The sequence below is a fragment of the Acidocella aluminiidurans genome, from assembly GCF_055383125.1.
The window spans coordinates 833,049-851,983 of record NZ_AP031589.1 but is presented as its reverse complement, the minus strand read 5'-3'; the positions used below and the strand labels follow the sequence as shown (position 1 = coordinate 851,983).

19 protein-coding genes are annotated in these 18,935 nt (G+C 63.9%); 11 read left to right on the top strand and 8 right to left on the bottom strand.

Features of this window, described 5'->3' with window-relative positions; all coding sequences use genetic code 11:
* Positions 1-52 precede the first annotated feature (52 nt).
* Together msrB and msrA are read right to left on the bottom strand one after the other, a co-directional pair.
* Positions 53-508 carry a peptide-methionine (R)-S-oxide reductase MsrB gene (gene msrB, locus ACZ46S_RS04400; protein WP_464063520.1) on the bottom strand — a complete coding sequence of 152 codons (456 nt, stop codon included), beginning with the start codon at positions 506-508 and terminating at the stop codon, positions 53-55.
* On the bottom strand, positions 505-1,167 hold the full coding sequence (msrA, locus tag ACZ46S_RS04395; protein WP_464063519.1) for a peptide-methionine (S)-S-oxide reductase MsrA: 663 nt from the start codon (positions 1,165-1,167) through the stop codon (positions 505-507). Before msrA ends, msrB begins: the two co-directional genes overlap by 4 nt.
* A gap of 120 nt (positions 1,168-1,287) precedes the next feature.
* Between msrA and ACZ46S_RS04390 the strand changes: the two genes are divergently transcribed.
* The 7 genes from ACZ46S_RS04390 to ACZ46S_RS04360 all read left to right on the top strand — a co-directional run bounded on the left by ACZ46S_RS04390 (position 1,288) and on the right by ACZ46S_RS04360 (position 7,659).
* A complete protein-coding gene (locus ACZ46S_RS04390) occupies positions 1,288-2,103 on the top strand; it encodes a shikimate 5-dehydrogenase (RefSeq protein ID WP_295745686.1) in 816 nt (271 codons plus the stop codon).
* A 121-nt stretch (positions 2,104-2,224) separates the two neighbouring features.
* Positions 2,225-3,064, top strand: a complete 840-nt coding sequence (locus ACZ46S_RS04385; RefSeq protein ID WP_464063518.1) for a DUF2189 domain-containing protein — start codon at positions 2,225-2,227, stop codon at positions 3,062-3,064.
* 240 nt (positions 3,065-3,304) lie between these two features.
* Positions 3,305-4,222, top strand: coding sequence for a ubiquinol oxidase subunit II (locus ACZ46S_RS04380; RefSeq protein WP_295745680.1), 918 nt, complete (start codon positions 3,305-3,307; stop codon positions 4,220-4,222).
* A 19-nt stretch (positions 4,223-4,241) separates the two neighbouring features.
* Positions 4,242-6,317: a cbb3-type cytochrome c oxidase subunit I gene (locus ACZ46S_RS04375; RefSeq protein ID WP_464063517.1), complete on the top strand. Its 2,076-nt coding sequence runs from the start codon at positions 4,242-4,244 to the stop codon at positions 6,315-6,317.
* Complete coding sequence (locus ACZ46S_RS04370) at positions 6,317-6,940, top strand: cytochrome c oxidase subunit 3 (RefSeq protein WP_464063516.1); 624 nt, start codon at positions 6,317-6,319, stop codon at positions 6,938-6,940. Before ACZ46S_RS04375 ends, ACZ46S_RS04370 begins: the two co-directional genes overlap by 1 nt.
* A gap of 4 nt (positions 6,941-6,944) precedes the next feature.
* Positions 6,945-7,328 (top strand): hypothetical protein, encoded by a 384-nt coding sequence (locus ACZ46S_RS04365; RefSeq protein ID WP_464063515.1) that lies wholly within the window; start codon positions 6,945-6,947, stop codon positions 7,326-7,328.
* A 157-nt stretch (positions 7,329-7,485) separates the two neighbouring features.
* Entirely contained in the window at positions 7,486-7,659 is a 174-nt protein-coding gene (locus ACZ46S_RS04360) for a hypothetical protein (RefSeq protein ID WP_464063514.1), read from the top strand.
* Between the two features lie 62 nt (positions 7,660-7,721).
* On the opposite strand, the gene ACZ46S_RS04355 is transcribed toward ACZ46S_RS04360, so the two are convergent.
* The 6 genes from ACZ46S_RS04355 to ACZ46S_RS04330 form a co-directional block, all read right to left on the bottom strand.
* A complete protein-coding gene (locus ACZ46S_RS04355) occupies positions 7,722-9,503 on the bottom strand; it encodes an acyl-CoA dehydrogenase C-terminal domain-containing protein (RefSeq protein ID WP_464063513.1) in 1,782 nt (593 codons plus the stop codon).
* Between the two features lie 11 nt (positions 9,504-9,514).
* The gene (locus ACZ46S_RS04350; protein WP_464063512.1) at positions 9,515-10,870 is read right to left on the bottom strand and encodes an enoyl-CoA hydratase/isomerase family protein; all 1,356 of its coding nucleotides are present in this window, start codon (positions 10,868-10,870) and stop codon (positions 9,515-9,517) included.
* A gap of 20 nt (positions 10,871-10,890) precedes the next feature.
* Complete coding sequence (locus ACZ46S_RS04345) at positions 10,891-11,802, bottom strand: 3-hydroxyacyl-CoA dehydrogenase family protein (RefSeq protein WP_464063511.1); 912 nt, start codon at positions 11,800-11,802, stop codon at positions 10,891-10,893.
* Entirely contained in the window at positions 11,802-12,938 is a 1,137-nt protein-coding gene (locus ACZ46S_RS04340; RefSeq protein ID WP_464063510.1) for a thiolase family protein, read from the bottom strand. Before ACZ46S_RS04340 ends, ACZ46S_RS04345 begins: the two co-directional genes overlap by 1 nt.
* Positions 12,935-13,417, bottom strand: a complete 483-nt coding sequence (locus ACZ46S_RS04335; RefSeq protein ID WP_008493261.1) for a MerR family transcriptional regulator — start codon at positions 13,415-13,417, stop codon at positions 12,935-12,937. The genes ACZ46S_RS04340 and ACZ46S_RS04335 overlap by 4 nt, the downstream gene beginning before the upstream one ends.
* An 88-nt stretch (positions 13,418-13,505) precedes the next feature.
* Positions 13,506-14,831 (bottom strand): OmpP1/FadL family transporter, encoded by a 1,326-nt coding sequence (locus ACZ46S_RS04330; protein WP_464063509.1) that lies wholly within the window; start codon positions 14,829-14,831, stop codon positions 13,506-13,508.
* A gap of 135 nt (positions 14,832-14,966) precedes the next feature.
* Between ACZ46S_RS04330 and ACZ46S_RS04325 the strand changes: the two genes are divergently transcribed.
* The 4 genes from ACZ46S_RS04325 to ACZ46S_RS04310 all read left to right on the top strand — a co-directional run bounded on the left by ACZ46S_RS04325 (position 14,967) and on the right by ACZ46S_RS04310 (position 18,903).
* Positions 14,967-15,449: a DUF2147 domain-containing protein gene (locus ACZ46S_RS04325; protein ID WP_464063508.1), complete on the top strand. Its 483-nt coding sequence runs from the start codon at positions 14,967-14,969 to the stop codon at positions 15,447-15,449.
* A 2-nt stretch (positions 15,450-15,451) separates the two neighbouring features.
* Positions 15,452-17,110: a long-chain-fatty-acid--CoA ligase gene (locus ACZ46S_RS04320; protein ID WP_464063507.1), complete on the top strand. Its 1,659-nt coding sequence runs from the start codon at positions 15,452-15,454 to the stop codon at positions 17,108-17,110.
* Positions 17,107-17,631: a thioesterase family protein gene (locus ACZ46S_RS04315; protein ID WP_464063506.1), complete on the top strand. Its 525-nt coding sequence runs from the start codon at positions 17,107-17,109 to the stop codon at positions 17,629-17,631. Before ACZ46S_RS04320 ends, ACZ46S_RS04315 begins: the two co-directional genes overlap by 4 nt.
* A gap of 66 nt (positions 17,632-17,697) precedes the next feature.
* Positions 17,698-18,903 carry an MFS transporter gene (locus tag ACZ46S_RS04310; protein ID WP_464063505.1) on the top strand — a complete coding sequence of 402 codons (1,206 nt, stop codon included), beginning with the start codon at positions 17,698-17,700 and terminating at the stop codon, positions 18,901-18,903.
* The last annotated feature ends 32 nt before the right edge of the window (positions 18,904-18,935 follow it).

Sequence of the window (18,935 nt, the reverse complement as noted above, 5' to 3'; positions counted from 1 at the left end):
TTTTGGCGGCGCCTGCGGGGTGGGGTGTTTTTTCAAAAACACCCCATGTCTTTCACGCCGGCGTGAAACGCAACGCTAGCCCGTTCATACAATAGCGCAAGCCGGTTGGGCGCGGCCCATCCGGGAACACATGGCCGAGATGGCCGCCGCATTGGCTGCAATGCACCTCGGTGCGGTCCATGCCGAAGCTGGTATCGTTGCGCTCATCCACCGCATGCGGCAGCGGCGCGTAGAAGCTGGGCCAGCCGGTGCCACTGTCATATTTCGTCGCCGAGGAAAACAGCGGCAGCGCGCAGCCGGCGCAATTGAAAATGCCTTTGCGATGCTCATTCAGCAGCGCCGAGGTGAATGGCGGCTCGGTGCCTTGCTGGCGCAAAATCTGATATTGCGCCGGGGTGAGCAACTGGCGCCATTCGGCGTCCGTGTGCGTCACCCGGTAGGCGGCGCGGGCCTTCGCGCCCAGCGCCAGGGCGCTGGCGCCGGCCAGCAGGAACATACGGCGGATCATGTGTTGCCTTTCAGAACCGTCACCGGATCACGTTCATACAAAGCCGGGAATTGCGCCTTCAACGCTTGCACCTTCGGGATGTCGTTGAAGACGATATAGGGATTATCCGGATGGCGGATCAGGAAATCCTGATGATAGCGCTCGGCCGGATAGAACGGCATCGCCGCATCCACGCGGGTGACGATCGGCGCCGGGAAGGCATGGTCCGCGCTCAGTTGCGCGATATAGCGTGTGGCGATCTGCTTCTGTTGCGGCGAGCTTGCCCAGATTTCGCCGCGATATTGGGTGCCATGGTCCGGGCCCTGGTAGTTCAGCTCGGTCGGGTCGGTGGTGACGGCGAAATAGATCTGCAGGATCTGGCCATAGGAGATCAGCCGCGGGTTGAAGGTGATTTTCACGGATTCCGCGTGGCCGGTGCTGCCGGTGCTCACCGTCTCGTAATCCGCCGTGGCCTTCTGCCCGCCGGTATAGCCCGACAGCGCCTGGCTGACGCCCTTCACATGCTCGAACACGCCCTGCACGCCCCAGAAGCAGCCGCCGGAGAGAATGGCGGTCTCGCTGGGAGCGGTATCGGGCGGGTCATAGGCGGGGGCGGGCAGGGCGGCTTGCGCGGCGCCGGCGAGGCCGAGAAAGACCGGGACGAGATAGAGGCTACGCATCACAAGCTCCTTCAACGCTTTTGCGGAACGGCAAACTGCGCGCAGCCGACCCGTCGCGTCCAGGCATGGTTTTGATGCCTGACTTTTATGCTAGTCTGCGCCCACCAGGAGGGCAGGCCGATGAGCATAGACAAGGATACCACAATCTGCATTTCGCTCGCGGCGCGGCCCAGCAATTTCGGCACACGCTTCCATAATTATCTCTACCAGAATTTGGGGCTGAATTATATTTACAAAGCCTGCACCACGGAGGATCTGGAAGGCGCCATTCGCGGCTTGCGCGCCTTGAAAATCCGCGGCTGCGGCGTCTCCATGCCTTATAAGGAAGCCTGCATCCCGCTGCTGGATGAGCTCACCCCCTCGGCGGCGGCGATCCAGTCGGTCAACACCATCGTCAATGAAAATGGCCGGCTGGTGGCTTATAATACGGATTTCATCGCGGTGCGGGATCTGCTGCGCCAGGCCGGTCTGCCGCCCAGCGCGCGGGTGGCGCTGCGCGGCAGCGGCGGCATGGCCAAGGCGGTCGCCTATGCGCTGAAGCTCTCGGGCTATGAAAACGGCATTATCATCGCCCGCAATGAGGCGCAGGGCAGGGCGCTGGCGCAAGCTTGCGGCTATGAATGGGCCGCCAGCATGGACGGGGTGGAGGCGGAGTATCTGCTCAACGCTACCCCCATCGGCATGGCGGGCGGGCCGGAGGAGGGGCATTACGCCTTCCCGGAGCCGATGATCGAGCGTGCCTCGGCGGTGATGGATGTGGTGGCGGTGCCGGCCGAGACGCCCTTGGTCCATGCCGCCCGGCAGCTGGGCAAATCCGTGGTCACCGGCGCGCAGATCGTGGCGCTGCAGGCGCTGGAGCAATTCATCCTCTATACCGGCCGGCATCCGGATGCCGAGCTTTTCGCCGCCGCCACCGCCCATGCGCGGGCCGGATAGCCGCTTCGGAATTCTGGAGACGCGGTTACGATTTTTCTGGTTGAAAACGCCAAAACGGTCTTAAATCAAAAGAAGAAGAAAATTTGCCCGCCCAAAATGGGGCAGAATTGGGAGAAGACCGATGGCTGCTACGCTGATCAAGGCCGTGCACGATACAGATTATCCCGGTGGACAGCCTTACCCCACGACGACCCATCCGGAAGCCGATACCAGTCCGGTCATGGTGCAGAAGATCGGCTTTGGCGATCTGCGTGCCGCCTTGCGCGAGGGTGTGCAGGATTGGCTGGCCTGCCGTACGGATGTGCTGGTGATGGTCGTCATCTACCCGCTGGCGGCGCTCTTCATTGCCATCGCCTTGATCGACCGGCATTTATTGCCGCTGCTCTTCCCTGTCGCGAGCGGCATGGCGCTGGTCGGCCCGGTGGCGACGATCTGGTTCGGCGCGCTGAGCCGGCAGCGCGAGCGCGACGGAGTCGCGACCGTGGATGCCGCCGGGGCGATCTTCGAGTCGTCGCGCGGCGGTGTCATCAAGCGCCTGGCCGGGCTGCTGATCGGGCTGTTCGCGGTCTGGATCGCGGTTGCCGGTGTGATTTACCACGCAACGCTGGGGAGCGTTCCCGGCACCGGGAGCTTCCTGCACGACACTTTCGCCACCGCCCCCGGCCATGAGATGATCCTGATCGGGGTGCTCGTCGGCGCGGTGTTCGGGGTGGTGGCGCTGGCCACGGCGCTGGTTTCCTTTCAACTGGCCCTCGACCATGAAATGGGGGTTATGGAAGCTTTGTCGGTCTCAGTGCAGGCGGCCCTTACCAATCCAGGCGTAACGCTGATTTGGGGCGCTCTTATTGCCGGTTTGCTGCTGATTGGCGCGATTCCCGGGCTGATCGGCTTGGCGGTGACGATTCCCATCCTGGGACATAGCGCCTGGCATCTCTATCGGCGGATGATTCGCAACGTTTGAGGTGCAGGAGGCACGTATCCGGGATATAAGGCCTCGCGAATAGGTGTTGAAGCCTGTCATGTCAGATTTCTGATATGTCATGTCAAAATGTGACAATGGCTTTCCGTTTGCGACCAATCACGATAAAGGCTGTCTATGTTGAGCCGCGCGGCGTGAATATGCCGCGCGGTTGAACTTGAAGTGCCGTCCGGGCCGGTTTGCGCTGGTGCGGGAGGTGGAAATCTTAGACGCGAGGCAGCCTTGAGACTGAAACCCTATCTCGCTCTGCTCCCCATGCTGGCGCTGGCCGCCTGCGCCTCGAGCGGAGACTACCTGCTGTTCCACCCGGAGAATCTGATCGCCACCCAGGAATGGCATGCCACGATCGTCGATACGGTCGTGATGATGCTGGTCATTCTGCCGGTGCTGCTGGTCATTATCTGGTTCGGCTGGCGCTATCGCGCCGGCGCCAACGCCAAACACGACCCGGACTGGTCGCACAACACGGCGCTGGAATTGCTGGTGTGGGGCGTGCCGCTGCTCATCGTCGGCGGTCTCGGCTGGTATACGGTGAAAACCTTGTATGCGATCGAGCCGTACAACCCCGGGTTGCTGCAGAAGCAGATCGCCGCGGACCCGCAGAATGTCCTGCATGTCGACGTCATCGCCACCGACTGGCAGTGGGTTTTCGTCTATCCGCAGCAGAAGATCGCCACCATCGACCAGCTGGTCGTCCCTCAGGGGGCGGTGGTGAAGTTCAACCTGACCTCCGCCTCCGTCTCCAACGACATCTATGTGCCGCAGCTGCTGCCGATGATCGCGGTAATGCCGGGCATGCGCACCAAGGACACGTTCGACGCGCCCAAGCTGGGCCAATGGACCGGCTTCGCCGCCGATTTCTCCGGCGCCGGCTTCTCCTGGATGCAGTTCGACACCAAGATCGTCTCTCCGGCTGACTTCACCGCCTGGGTGCAGAAAGCGGCCTCCAGCCCGGATCAGCTGAGCTATGCCGATTTCCAGAAACTGGCCCAGCCGCATGCCAATATCGGCGCGAAGATCTCCTATTTCTCCAACCCCGACCCGCAACTCTTCGACAAGGTCGTGGCCGCGGCGCAGGCCGGCGTGGTCTATCCCGTCTCGGCCGCTCTCACCAAGAGCATCGCCTCCAACGAGAAATAGCGCGAAGGAAGGTTAGATCATGCAAGTACACGTTCCCGGTCCTTGGTCGCCGCTCTTCGGCCGCCTCACGCTGGATCAGATCCCCTATAATATCCCCATCCTGCAATATACCTTCGCGGGCGCCATGCTGGCCGCCATCGTGGTCGTCGGCGCGGTGCTCTACTTCAAGAAAGTCGGGTATTTCTGGCGCGAATGGCTGACCACGGTCGATCATAAGAAGATCGGCGTGATGTATATCGTCATCGGCCTGGTCATGCTGTTCCGCGGCTTCGCCGACGGCCTGATGATCCGCACCCAGCAGGTGCTGGCCAACGGCCCGAATGCCCCCGGCTATATGGGCGCGCAGCACGGCTTCCTGCCGCCCTTCCATTTCGACCAGGTCTATTCCGCGCACGGGACCATCATGATCCTGTTCGCCGCCACCCCCATCCTCACCGGCTTCCAGAATATCGTGGTGCCGCTGCAGCTGGGCGCGCGCGACATGGCCTTCCCGTACATGAACGCGCTCTCGCTCTGGCTCACCGCCGGCGCCGCCGGGCTGGTCATGCTCTCGCTGTTCGTGGGTGACTTCTCGGCCGCCGGCTGGGTCGGCCTGATCCCGCTGACCGAGCTGCCCTACTCCCCCTCCACCGGTGTCGATTACTGGATGTGGGCGATTCAGATCTCCTCGGTCGGCACCACGCTGAATGCGATCAACATGATCGTCACCATCGTGGAAATGCGCGCTCCGGGGATGACCTGGTTCCGCATGCCGATTTTCAGCTGGACCACGCTCTCCACCAACATCATCGGCCTCACCGCCTTCCCGGTGCTGGGTGTGGCCTTGGCGCTGCTGGGTGCGGACCGTTATCTGGGCACGCATTTCTTTACCGCCGGCATGGGCGGCAATCTGATGCTGTATACCAACCTGTTCTGGCTCTGGGGCCATCCGGAGGTGTACTTCCTGATCCTGCCGGTGTTCGGCATTCTCTCCGAGGTCGTGCCGACCTTCTGTGAGAAGCCGCTCTTCGGGTATGTCACCATGGTGGCGGCCTCCTTCGCCATCGCCGGCGTCTCCTGGGTGGTGTGGCTGCATCACTTCTTCACCATGGGGGCGGGGCCGGACATTAACGGCTTCTTCTCCGTCGCCACCATGCTGGTCGGCATTCCGACAGGCGTGAAGGTGTTCAACTGGGCCTTCACCATGTATCGCGCCCGTATCACCTATACTGTGCCGATGCTGTGGGCGATGTTCGGGCTGTTCCTGCTGTTGGCCGGCGGCCTCACCGGCATGATGCTGGCGATCCCGGCGGTGAACTACACGGTGCATGACTCGGTCTTCGTCATCGCGCATTTCCACTGCATGGTGCTGCTGGTCGTGGCCGCCGCCTTTGCCGGCGTCTCCTACTGGTTCCCGAAAGTGTTCGGTTTCAGGCTCGATGAGAGCTGGGGCAAGGCCTTCTTCTGGACCTTCTCCATCGCCACGCTCATCGTCTTCACCGCGATGTTCGCGCTGGGCTTCGAGGGCGAAACCCGCCGTCTGGACTGGACCTTCAACACCGCCTGGAAGCCGATGCTGGTGGTCGAGGAAGTCGGCATGATCCTGTATGTGATCTCGCTGGCCTGCTTCGCGCTGATGCTGGTTTTCTCCATCGTCAACCGCAAGAAGAACGCGGCCGGCGCGGATGCCTGGGGCACCTCGCGCACGCTGGAATGGCTCACCCCCTCGCCGGTGCCATTCTATAATTTCGCGGTGACGCCGCAGGTGAACACCCGCGACGAGCTGGCCTGGCGCCGCAGGCACGGGCTGGACAAGGCGCAGCCTGAGCATTTCGAGGCCATCCATATGCCGAGCAATACCGGGATGCCGTTCGTCATCGGCATGCTGGCCGCGGTCTGGGGCTTCGCGATGATCTGGCGCATCTGGTGGCTGGCGGCGATTTCACTGACGGCGCTGATCGTCTGCGTGATCATCCGCTCCTTCTATAAGAATGAGGGCTATCATTTGCAGCCGGAAGAGATCGCGGCGATGGAGCGTGACCTCGCTCTGGGCTCGGTTGTCTCCGAACAGCCGGACCGTTCCCACCACCATTATTCTCACGTGGAGGCGCATTAATGGCCCACCAAGCGGCACCTGACGCGAATACGCGCCTCTTCGCGCCCGGCTTTGCGGGGCATAGCCAGATTTCCGCCCGCACGCTGGGTTTCTGGCTCTATATGCTCAGCGACGCGCTGCTGTTCACGGCGCTGTTCGCCGCCTATGCGGTGCTCGACACCCCGATGAACGCCGCCGGCGGGCCGATCGCCTCGCAGATCGTCAACCCGGTCGAGGGCTTCTGGCAGACCATCGCCATCCTCGGCTCCGTCACCGCCTACAGCCTTGCCACCGTGGCGCTGAAAACCGGCAACCGCGCCGGTGTCATTCTCGGCATTGTCGCCGCGATGGTGCTCGCGGTGGTGTTCCTGGGCTTTGGCTTCAACGATCTGGCGACGCTGACCGCCCAGGGCAATGGCATGGACCGCTCGGGCTATCTCTCGGCCTATTTCGTGCTGATCCTGACCCATGCCATCCACATGCTGTTCGGGCTGCTCTGGATGCTGGTGATGCTGGTGCAGATCCCGCGTGACGGCTTCAACGAGATGGTGGTGGCCCGGCTCTTGAACCTGCGCATGTTCTGGCAGTTCCAGGCCACCGTCTGGGTTTGCGTTTACATCTATGTCTATATGATTGGAGCCTGATCAGATGGCTGGTTCTCATTCCGATCCGCTGGCGCATCCGGAAGTCCGCATGGGCGGGGCGATGCGCTATATTGCCGGCTTCATCAGCACCGTGGCGCTGATGGGGGCGGCCCTCATCGTCACGCTGCGTCACGACATGGACTATGAAACCTATGTCGAGGTCGTCGGCGGTCTGGCGGCGCTGGCGCTGCTCTCCCAGGCGGTGCTGTTCTACGGGCTGGATATTTCCCGCGCCCAGATCTGGAAGAGCGTCTCGCTGATCCTCACCGTGCCGCTTTTCATCATCACCGTTGGCCTGACCGTGTGGATGTTCCAGTCCCTGGATCAGCGCACCATGGTGATGCCCAACAGCGCGGCCGCCGCCACCCAGCCGACGCTGCTGCAGTAACCCCGGACATTTCCGGTCGATCAGACCCCGGCGGGCGAAAGCGCGCCGGGGTTTTTTCATGCGCGCAAGGGCCGGTAGAGAGCAATTTCGCCGCCTTCGCTTGCATGAGCCGGCCGCACGCCCACCTGTAGGGCAAGCGAAATGTCAGGAGGAGCAGATGCCCTGGACCGCGAAAGACGCCGAACGCCATACCCATAAGGCCAATAGCGAAACGCTGCGCGCCCTCTGGGCGAAGGTCGCGAATGAGACTTTGCAGCGAACGGGCGATGAGGGGCGGGCGATCCGCGAAGCCAATGCGGTGGTCGCCCGCCAGTCAGACAAGACGCAATAGAGCGAGACAGGCTTGCAACCGCTCGCTCTATCCAAAGTTTAGCCAGTAGTTTCCTACGCGTTTTAGAAGGCTTCGTCCTCAAGCGCCATCATCGACGCCTTGCCGGATTTGATGGAGACCAGCAGGGCGCCGACCTGGGGCAGGATGCGCTCGATGAAGAAGCGCGCCGTCACCAGCTTGGTCTTGTAGAAGCCGGCATCCGGCCCGGCATCGGCCAGTTTGCCGGCGGCGATTTTGGCGCTGCGCATCCACATGAAGCCCAGTGCCACCAGCCCGAACAGGCGCAGATATTCGGTGGCGGCCGCGCCGGCTTCCTCAGGATCCTTCAGCGCCTTTTCGGCGATGAAGGAGGTGGCGAGCTGCAAGGCCCCGAAGCCGCGGGCAAAGCCCTGCACCAGCTTGCCGATGGCCGGGTCGTTCTGGTTTTCGTCAATGAACGCCTGCACCGGATGGAAGAAGCGGCGCAGGCCGCGGCCCATATTCGCAGGCAGCTTGCGCCCGACCAGATCCAGCGCCTGGATGCCGTTGGTGCCTTCATAGATCATCGCGATGCGCGAATCACGCACCAGCTGCTCCATGCCATGATCGCGGATATAGCCATGTCCGCCATAGGTCTGCACCGCCAGATTGGCGCTCTCGAAGCCGAGATCGGTGAACAGCGCCTTCACGATCGGCGTCATCACCGCGATGAACTCCTCAGCCTCCGCCTTGGCTTTTTCATCGCCCGAACGCTCGGCGATGTCCATCACCCCGGCAACCCAGACTCCCAGCGCCCGGCAGCCTTCATTATAGGCGCGCATGGTCATCAGATTGCGGCGGATATCCGGATGCACGATGATCGGATCGGCGGCCTTCTCGGGATATTTCGCGCCCGCGAGGGAGCGGCCCTGCAACCGGTCCTTCGCGTAGGCGACAGCACCCTGGTAGGCGGCCTCGCCAATGCCCAGACCTTGCGTGCCGACCGAGAGGCGTTCGGAATTCATCATCACGAACATCGCCTGCATGCCCTTATGCGGCGCGCCGATCAGCCAGCCCTTGGCGTCGTCGAAATTCATCTGGCAGGTGGCGGAGGCCTTGATGCCCATCTTATGCTCGATGGCGGCACAGGAGACATTGTTGCGCACCCCCGGCTTGCCGTTCTCATCCGGCAGGAATTTCGGCACCAGGAAGAGCGAGATGCCCTTCACCCCGGCGGGCGCGTCCGGCAACTTGGCCAGCACCAGATGGATGATGTTTTCCGCCATGTCGTGCTCGCCAGCGGAGATGAAGATTTTCGATCCCGTCAGGCTGTAGCTGCCATCTTCCTGCGGGATGGCTTTGGTGCGCAGCAGCCCGAGATCGGTGCCGCAATGCGGCTCGGTCAGGCACATGGTGCCCGCCCATTCGCCCGAGACCATTTTCGGCAGGTAGAAATCCTTCAGCTCGTCCGAGGCATGGCTCTTCATCGCCAGATAGGCGCCATGGGTGAGGCCGGGATAGAGGCCGAAGGAGATGTTGCAGGCGCAGATCATCTCCTCCACCAGCTTCGCCACCGTTTCCGGCAGGCCCTGGCCGCCATAGGCGGGGTCGGCATTCAGCGCGCCCCAGCCGGCTTCATTGAAGGCCGCGTAGGCTTCCTTGAAGCCTTTTGGCGTGCGGACCACGCCGTTTTCATAATGGCAGCCTTCCTCATCGCCGGAGGCGTTGATTGGCAGCAGCACTTCAGAACAGAATTTCCCGGCTTCCTCCAGCACGGTATCCAGCAGCTCGGGCGTGAACTCCTCATGGCCGGGCAGGGCAGGGGCGGGGTGCAGCTCGTGCAGCACAAAGCGCATGTCCCGCAGCGGGGCGGTGTAGGTTTGCATGGCTCGTCTCCTTAGTTGCGCAGCGGCTTGCCGGTGGAGAGCATCGTCTCGATGCGCGCCAGCGTGCCGTCCTTGCGGATCAACCGGGTGAAGGCGCCGCGTTCCAGCGCCAGAATATCGGCCTCGCTCGGCCGGTCGATGAGATCGGCCTCGCCGCCGCTGAGCACGGTGGCCAGCTCTCCGGCCACCACCTCATCATATGCCGTGGCGAGACCCTTCTTGCGGAATTCCTTCACCGCCATGCCAAAGCCGACACGACCATCCTCGCCGGGGAGCTGGTAGGTTGGCGGCTCCGGCGCGGCATAGCCCTCCACCATCGCCAGCGCCTTGGCCTTGGCATCGGCCAGCAGCCGGTAGCGGTTCATGGTGATGCCATCGCCTTCGCGCAGGAACAGAAGTTCCTTGGCGTTGGCGGCGGATTTGCTGACCGTGGCGGTGGAGACCATCTCGAACACTTTCGCCGCCGCCGGCATCGGGCCTTTCGGCATGGTCTTGGCAGCCTGGTAGCGCGCCAGCATTTCGCTGCACCCACCCCAGGCGGGCACCAGCCCGACACCGCATTCCACCAGCCCGATATAGGTCTCCGCATGTGCCTGCACCGCCGCGGCATGCAGCACGATTTCGCAGCCGCCACCCAGCGCCATGCCGAACGGCGCGGCCACGCTGGGGAAGGGCGCGTATTTCAGCGCCTTGAAAATCTTCTGGCCATTGGCCACGAGTTTCTCAATCTCGCCCCAGGCGGCGATGTTGGCGGCAAACAAAGCCAGCCCCAGATTGGCGCCGACGGAGAAATGCGCGCCTTCATTATAGATCACCAGCGCCTTATGGTTCTGCGGCACCAGCTCGATCGCCTTGCCGAGCAGTTCGAGATTCTGCGCATCCCAGCTATTGCTCTTCGAGGTCAGCTCAAAGCAGAGCACGCCATTGCCAATATCCCACAGGCTGGCGGAGGCGTTTTTCAGCAGCGGCTTCGTCGCACGCTTGATGTCTTCCAGCATCAGCACGCCCTCGGGGCGGTGCAGCTCATGGTAGGCATCGTCCAGCCCGAGATAAAGCCGTTTGGCGCCATCCAGCTTGTAAAAGCTCTGGCCGCGCGCGGCATCCAGCAAAGCCGGCACCTTCATACCATCCTTCGCCAGCTTCTCCGCCAGCCAATCCGCGCCGATCTTATCGATCAGCTCGAAGGGCCCCAGCTTCCAATTATAGCCAAGCCGCATCGCCTCATCGATGGCGTGCACATCATCCGCCGCCTCCGGCAGCAGCGAGGCCGCGTAGGCCAGCGTCGGCCCCATCACCCGCCAGGCATAGGCGGAGCCCTCCAGCAGCTTGCGCAAATCCCGCCCGTCCGGCGTGCTGGCCTTGCGCACCGGGCGGTAGGCGCCGCTGGTCAGGTCGATCGCCTCGCGCCCCTTCGCCCCTTGCGGTAGAACCCGCCTTTGCCCTTGCGCCCGATATTGCCCTCCGCGATCATCGTCTTGATCAGCGGCATATCCTTATTGGTGGCGTGAAAGGCATCGCTCTGCGGCAGACTGCCGGCGAGGCTGGCATTGATATGCGGCATCAGATCCAGCCCGACCAGATCGATCAAGCCAAATACACCGGTTTTCGGAATCCCGAAGGGCCGGCTCATGATCGCGTCGGCTTCCTCGACGGTCAGCCCCAGCTCCATCGCCTCGACCACGCCGGTCTGCAACCAGAACACGCCCAGCCGGTTGGCGATGAAGCCTGGCGAATCTTTCGCGCTCACCACGCTCTTGCCCAGCATCAGATCAGCGAAACGCGCCACGTCCTGCGCCAGCTTCGCATCCGTTTCCGGCCCGCTCACCAGCTCCAGCAACCGCATATAGCGCGGCGGGTTGAAGAAATGCGTGATCAGGAAGTCGCGCTTGAAACTCTCCGGCATCCCCTCGGTGAGTTTGGCCAGCGGGATGGTCGAGGTGTTGGAGGAGACAGCGCTGCCCGGTTTGCGCACAGCGTCGATTTTCTTATAGAGCGCCTGCTTCAGATCCAGCCGCTCGATGATCGCCTCGACGATCCAGTCGCAGCTCGAAAGCTGGCCCAGATCATCCTCCAGATTGCCCGGCGTCACCAGCTTCGCCGCCCGGGTGGACATGAACGGGGCAGGGTCGGTCTTCAACATTTTCGCGATGGCGCCCTCGGCCAGCGCGTTGCGATGGGGGGTGCCCTCCTTCACGATATCCAGCAGCAATACCGGCACCCCGGCATTGGCGAATTGCGCGGCAATCGCCGCCCCCATGGTTCCGGCCCCGATGACGGCGGCCTTGCGGATGCTCTCCATCACACGCGCTCCAGCACGGTGGCGATGCCCTGGCCGCCGCCGATGCATTGCGTCGCCAGCGCATAGCGCCCGCCGGTGCGCGCCAGCAATGCGGCGGCCTTGCCGGTGATACGCGCGCCGGTGGCGCCCAGCGGATGGCCAAGCGCGATGGCGCCACCATCGATATTCACTTTCGCCGCATCCAACCCGAGATCCCGGATACAGGCCAAGGACTGCGAGGCGAAAGCCTCATTCAGCTCCACCACATCGAGGTCGCTCACGGAAATCCCCGCCCGCGCCAGCGCCTTTTTCGACGCCGCGACCGGGCCGATGCCCATGATCTCCGGCGCGCAGCCGGCGGTGGCGCTGGCGAGAATCCGCGCCAGCGGCTTCAGCCCATGCTTGGCGGCGTAATCCGCGCTGCACACCAGCACGGCGGAGGCGCCGTCGGTCAGCGGCGAGGAGGTGCCGGCGGTGACACTGCCTTGCGCGCTGAAAGCTGGCTTCAGCCCGGCCAGGGTCTCGGCGCTGGTCTCCGGCCGTGGGCAGCCATCCTGCTCGATCATGCCGGCCTTGGAGGTGATCGGCACGATCTCCTCGCGCAACCGCCCTTCGGCGATGGCGGCGGCGGCACGCCTCTGGCTCTCCACCGCGAAGGCTTCCTGCTCAGCCCGCGAAATATTCCACTTTGCCGCGACATTCTCGGCGGTCTCGCCCATGCCCATATAGGCGGCGGGCAGCTTGGCATAGAGGCCAGGGTTGGGCAGCGGGTTATAGCCGCCCATCGGCACCCGGCTCATGCTCTCCACCCCGGCGGCGATGAAGGCCTCGCCCGCCCCGGCGGCGATATGCCCCGCCGCGATATGGATCGCCTGCATCGAGGAGCCGCAGAAATGATTGACCGTATAGCCGCCGACCGATTGCGGCAGCCCGGCATTCAAGCCCACCAGCCGCGCCAGATTCAGCCCCTGCTCGCCTTCCGGGAAGGCGCAGCCGAGAATCACGGCTTCCAGATCTGCCGCATTCAGTGAGAGCCTTGCCACCAGACCGGCAATGGTCTCGGCGGCCAGATCATCCGGCCGCACGCGCGCCAGCGCGCCTTTGGCAGCCAGGGTAAAGGGCGAGCGGGCGTAGCCCGCGATCACGGCTTGGGTCAATTTGATCTCCCGATCGTTTTGGCGGCGCGGGCCGGTTTCCTGGCCACGCCTGATTTGGGTTCGGTTTTTGGCGCCGGCGGCGGGGCCTGGATCGTCCCCAGCCTCTCCAGCACCGTCTGGCATTGCAGCTCGATGCCGCGCAGCTCATTCAATGTCTGTTCCAGCGCCACGCGCTGATCCTCAAGCTTCTGGATGCGATGATGCACGGCCTTCAGCAGCTGCTTGGTCTGCTGGCCCTGGGTCGGATCGACATCGTAAAGCTCGATATATTCCTTGATCTCCTTGATCGAGAAACCCAGCCGCTTGCCGCGCAGGATCAGAATCATGCGGGCCCGGTCGCGCTGGGAATAGACGCGGTTATTGCCGATGCGCCGCGGCGTGAGCAGCCCCTGCGCCTCGTAGAAATGCAGCGTGCGCACGGTGATCCCAAGCTCGGCGCCGAGTTGTGTGACGGTATAGAGCGGATCCTGGTGCGACATGGGGCCTCCATCACGCCGGACACCTGTAAGGGCCGGTCGTCATTTTGTCTCGGTTGCGCCCGGGCGGCGTTTTGCCGCCCGGTGAAGCTCAGAACTTCATCGTCACCCCGGCGGTCACGGAATTATCCGAGGCGCTGTAATTTCCGACCAGCGTGCCGCTGGGGGTGGGCAGCGAGCTTGAAGCGGTGGTGTTGACGCTCCCGCCCGGGGTGAAGACATGACCATAAGCGAGCTGGAAGGTCGTCGCCGGGGTGAGCTTATATTGCGCGCCGACGCCAATATCGTAATGGTTGGCATCGGGCACGCGCGAGGTGCGGTTGCTGTCCGTCACCGGCGACTGGTCGAAGGCAAAGCCCGCCTGCAGCATCAGCCGTTCGGTGAGCTGATAATTCGCGCCGACGCCGGCGAACCAGGTATTATGCCAGTTCTCGTTGATCACCGTGCCCGGCGCGCCATTGCTCGGGGTAATATGCAGGCTGTTGAACAGCGCCCAATGTGTCCATTGCAGGCTGCCCATCAGCGCCAGCCGGTCATTCACCTGATGATAGATGCCAACCCCGATCGAATCCGGCAGGGTGATGGAGGTGGTCGCACGGCTGTTTTCCGCCCCCAGCAGCGCCACCGTCGCCGGGCTCAGCGCGGAATAGATCGGCGGGGTGGAGATGCTCTGGGTGCCGGTGATGTTGTGGCGGATGCGCGAATGATAATCCACGCCAATGCGCGTCGCGTCATCGAGCTGATACATCATACCGATATTATAGCCGACGCCAAGATCGCTGCCATGCACATCGGCGAACGGATCCTGCCCGGTGGCGGCACTCAGCACCGGCACGTTCAGCGCCTGGGTGAGGCGGGCATTGAAATACTCGAACACCGGCCCGCCGCCGATGGAGAAATGGTTGTTCACCTTATAGGAAATTGACGGGCTGAAATCGATGCCGGTGATGCTGGAGACCAGGCTCTGATAGCGGCCGACGAAATTGGTGGGGTAGGAGGTGCGCTCGCCATACGGGTTGGTGACGGAGAAGCCCACCCGCCAATCCGGCCCCAGCACCAGCACGCCGAACATCGCGCCCGAGGCCGCCGGGGTGACGGCATTGCCGCCCTGCACGCCGCTCACCTTGCCGCCGGTCAGCGGGTCGGTGTTATAGCCGCTGAAGCTGGCGGACGGGCCGATATAGCTGACATTGCCGTCGATCTCGTCCTGGTTCAGCAGCGCCATGCCGGCCGGGTTGGTCCAGGCGGTGGAGGCGTCATAGGCTTTCGCCTCGCCGCCGACAAAGGCGTTCCCCAGCCAGTCGGCGGAGCCCTCACGCAGGCCAAAGCCGGAGGCCCGCGCCGCGGGCGCCGCGGCCAGGGCGCACAAGGCGCTCGCCGCCAGAAGATAAGATCTGATCGCTGTTGTTTTTTTCATGATACCGCTTTCCTCCTCAGCTTTCTTTCTAGGGCCAGGTCCCGTGTGCGTCTTTGCCGTCACGCCGCGTCTTTGTTGTTGAATAGAGTCGTTACCTGACGTATTGTGTATGTTAAATACCAAAAAGGGATGGAAATGCAAGCATTCACTTTCCGCCGCCTGGCGATTTTTCTTCCGGCGCTCGCCGCCGGGGCGCTGTGGGGCGCCCCGGCCAGCGCGCAGCCCTCGCCGCAAGGCTGGTGGCTGGACCAGACCGGCAAGGCCGGCATCGAGATCGCGCCATGCGGCGCTGATCTCTGTGGCAAAATCGAATGGCTGCGCGCGCCGCTGGATGCGCAGGGCAAGCCCAAGACCGATATTCACAACAGCGATGCCGCGCTGCAAAGCCGCCCGCTCTGCGGCCTGCCGATTCTCGGCCGCTTCACCCCGGATGGGCCGGACAGTTGGAAGGGAGGCTGGATCTACGATCCCGAAAACGGCAAAACCTATAAATCGGTGATGCATCTGGCCGCCGACGGCACGCTGCATGTGCGCGGCTATGTCGGCATCCCGCTGCTCGGCCGGTCCGAAACCTGGACCCGCCTGCCGGCTCCGCCCACCCCGTGCGCGGGAGCTTGAGCATGCTGCACTTCGATAGCCGCCACGGAAGCATCCCCGCGGTGCCGGTGCATGCGCTGCTGGAGCGCGCCGTGGCGCAATGGCCGCAGATCACCGCCTTGGATTTTCTCGGCAAACGCACGAGCTATGCCGAGCTTGGCCGGCTGGTGGCGCGCGCCGCCGCCGGGTTTCAGCGTCTGGGGGTGGAGAAGGGCACGCGTGTCGCGCTCTGCCTGCCGAACACGCCCTATTATGTCATCTGCTATTTCGCCATCCTGCAGGTGGGCGGCATCGTGGTGAATCTCAGCCCGCTTTATGTCGAGCGCGAGCTGCGGCATTTTCTGAAAGATAGCGGCGCGCGTATCGCTGTCACGCTGGATGTCGCTGAGCTGTATAACAAATTCGCGCCCATCGTCGCCGATGGCGGGCTGGACCATCTCATCGTCGGCTCGATGCTGGAGAGCCTGGATGTCGTCAAACGCTGCGGCTTCTGGCTGACCCGGCGCAAGAGCCTGGCGCGGCTGCCGGCGGATGCGCGGGTGGTGCGCTTTGCCGCGCTGGGGGCGGGAGCGGGAGCGCCGCGCCCGGTGCCGTGCGATCCGCAGCGTGACATCGCGGTGCTGCAATATACCGGCGGCACCACCGGCATTCCGAAAGCGGCGATGCTCAGCCACGCCAATCTCTCCGCCAATTGCGCCCAGGTGGATCGCCGCCTGCCAGAGATCGAGGCCGGTGCTGGCATGCTCACGCTGGTGCCGCTTTTCCACGTGCTGGCGATGACGGTGGCGATGAATCTCTCGGTGCTGCTCGGCCTCACCATGATCCTGTTGCCGCGCTATGACAAAGCCTTGCTGCGCAAGACGCTGGCGCGCACCCGCCCGCTCTTCTTCCCCGGAGTCCCCACGATTTACGCCAATATCAACGAGGCGGCGGCGAAGGAGAAATGGGAGCTGGCCTCCATCCGCTTCTGCGTCTCCGGCGCGGCGCCGCTGCCGGCTGAAATCCGCACCCAGTTCGAGGCGCTGACCGGCTGTCAGCTGGTCGAGGGGTACGGGCTTTCCGAGGCCTCGCCGGTGGTCGCCTGCAATATTTTCGGCGCGGTGCGCGATGGCTCCATCGGCCTGCCGGTGGAGGGAACCATTGTCGAAATTCGTGGGCTGGACGATCCGTCCCGTGTGCTGGCCCCTGGCGAGTTGGGCGAGGTCTGCGTGCGCGGCCCGCAAGTGATGCTGGGCTATTGGAATCGCCCGGACGAGACCGCGAAGGTGATGGTGGAGGGGGCGCTGCGCACCGGCGATGTCGGCTATATCGACGCGGATGGCTATATCTTCCTGGTCGACCGGATCAAGGATCTGATCATCTCCGGCGGCTATAACGTCTATCCGCGCATGGTCGAGGAAGCGCTCTACCGGCACCCGGCGGTGCATGAGGCCGTGGTGATCGGTATTCCCGACGCCAGGCGCGGCCAGGTGCCGAAAGCCTATGTGACGCTGCATGAGGGGGCCAGCGTCACCGAGGCGGAGCTGCAGGCCTTCCTGGAGGAGCATCTCTCCCCGGTGGAACGGCCCAAGCGCATCGAGTTCCGTGCCAGCCTGCCGAAAACCGTGGTCGGCAAGCTCTCGCGCAAGGATCTGGTGGCGGAGGAGCAGGCCGCCATGGCACAGGCCAAGGCCGCGTCATGAATCTGATCTTCCGGCTGCTATGCGTCGTCTTCGGGGCCTGGCGCGGGCAGGGGCTTGGCGTCACGGATGTCTCGCGCCTGCGCTTCAGGGTCTGGCCGCTGGATCTGGACCTCAATCTGCATCTCACCAATTCCCGCTATCTGGCGCTGATGGATCTCGGCCGTACGGATCTGATCCTGCGCGCCGGCGTGTGGCGGGCGATGCGCGCGCAGCGTCTGGGGGTGGTGTTGGGCGGCTCCGCCTTGCGCTTTCGCCGCCCACTCGCCCCTTTCGCGCGCTTCACGCTGGAGACGCGTCTGCTCGGCTGGGATGAGCGCTGGATGTATGTGGAGCAGGTTTTCATCGGGCCGGAGGGCATCGCCTGCAAGGCGGCGATGCGCGCCGGCTTCGTGAAAGCCGGCAAGCTGGTGCCCCCGGGCCCGGTGCTGGCCGGGCTGCGCCCCGGCGCGGCGGATTACGGGCCGCCCGCCCCCAGCTGGGCCTTGGATTGGGCGGCTCTGGAGGCGCAATTCGCGGGGTGAGGTTGTGCCCGCCGCATGGCCGGCGGAATGTACGGGCTGGTCCAAACCGCCTAATAAAGCCGCGCCATGACCGCCCCCAAGCCGACCCCGGATAGCCTGACCAAAGGCCAGCGCACCATCCGAATCCTGCCCGTCGCCCTGCTCAACGCCATCAATTATCTGTTGATCGGCCTGCCGCTGGCGGTGTTTCCGAGCCTGGTGCATTTCAAATTGGGCTATAGCGCGGCGTTGGCCGGGGCCATCATCAGCCTGCAATATGCCGCAACGCTGGTCAGCCGCTCGCTGGCCGGGCGAATTTCGGACACCAGGGGCGCGAAGACCATCGTCATCTGCGGGCTGGTTTTTGGCGCGCTGAACGGGCTTTGCATTCTCATTGCCAGCGTCTGCCACACGCCGCTGGTGATCCTGCTCTGGCTGGGGGTGAGCCGGCTGCTGCTGGGCATTGCCGAGAGCGGCACCGGGACGGGCTGCGTCACCTGGAATATCGGCCGGGTTGGAAGTGCCGCCACCGCCGAGGTGATCTCCTGGAACGGCGTCTCCTCCTATGGCGGTATCGCCGCGGGGGCGCCCTTGGGCGTGTTGCTGGCAGGCTGGGGCGGGCTGCATCTGCTCGGCGCGGTGGCGGTGGTGCTGCCGCTGATCGGCCTCTATTTCGCCCGCAGGATCGACGCCGTGCCGCCTCTGGTGGGCGCAATGCGAATGAGCGCCTGGCGCGTGGTCCGGCAGATGACCCCTTACGGGCTGGCGCTGGCCGGCGGTTCTTTCGGCTTTGGCATCATCGTCGCCTTCATGGCGCTCTATTACGTCGCCCATGGCTGGGAGGGCGCATCGCTGGCGCTCACGGCTTTCGGGGTCAGCTTCGTGCTGGTGCGCATTGTCCTGGCCGGGGCGATCGGCCGGTTCGGCGGTTTTCGCGCGGCTCTGGTCTCATTCGTGGTGGAGGCGGTGGGGCTGGCGCTGATCTGGCTGGCCCCGGCGCCGCTGATCGCGCTGCTCGGCGCATCGCTGGCGGGGTTCGGCTTCTCGCTGGTGTTTCCGGCCTTGGCGGTGGAGGCGCTGCACCCCGTCGCCGCCGGCAGCCGCGGGGCGGCGATTAGCATCTATACCGTGTTCATGGATATCGCGATGGGCCTTACCGGCCCGCTGGCCGGGCTGGTGGCGGCGCGGCTGGGCTATCCGACGGTGTTCCTGCTCGGGCTGCTGGTTGTGCTGGGCGCGCTGACGCTGACCTGGAAGCTGCGCCAGGCGGTGCTGATGAAAGGCATCGGCTAAAATTAGCAAAAGTTTTTTGGTGCCGCTTTTTT